Here is a 457-nt window from a genome sequence, read left to right on the forward strand (position 1 = left end):
GTGTTGTAGATAACAATGAGAAGCGAGTTCTGGGCCGAATTATCTCCAGACTTCGCCCTGAAGAATTGACCGATGAGATGCAGCAAAAGCTCCAGGAAGTAGAAGCGCTTTGCGCCTGAACCACCAGCTTTGAATAAATGACGCTCCTCTCACAGACACAATGAGAGAGTGCTCAAGGTCACAGCGTAATGGAATAAAGAGTAAGGACATGGCAGTAAAACAGCAGACAGAAGAAGCCGTACTTGGTCAGGAAGGAGCCTACGAAGTACTTCGAAAGCGCCTTGAATCCCAGGCCCAGCAGCTTAGCAATAAAACCGGCAGCCTGAACACACTCAGAACTGAGGGATTTGGCAGTCAGGAAATGGCCATGCTGGGTCGTTCCAGGGCGCGCACTGAGAATAACTGTGTCGCCAGAGATCTGGTTCGTATCGGTGACACACTGCTGTTCGGCTACAAC

Annotated in this window: 1 protein-coding gene; it reads left to right on the top strand. The window is 50.3% G+C overall.

Annotated elements, in window-relative coordinates; genetic code table 11:
• Window positions 1–208: 208 nt before the first annotated feature.
• Window positions 209–457, top strand: a 249-nt coding sequence (locus CWC28_RS21810) for a DNA repair ATPase (RefSeq protein WP_171038378.1), incomplete at its 3' end; no start/stop codon positions are given.

The organism is Pseudoalteromonas sp. S4492 (assembly GCF_005886115.1).
Classification (GTDB): domain Bacteria; phylum Pseudomonadota; class Gammaproteobacteria; order Enterobacterales; family Alteromonadaceae; genus Pseudoalteromonas; species Pseudoalteromonas gelatinilytica.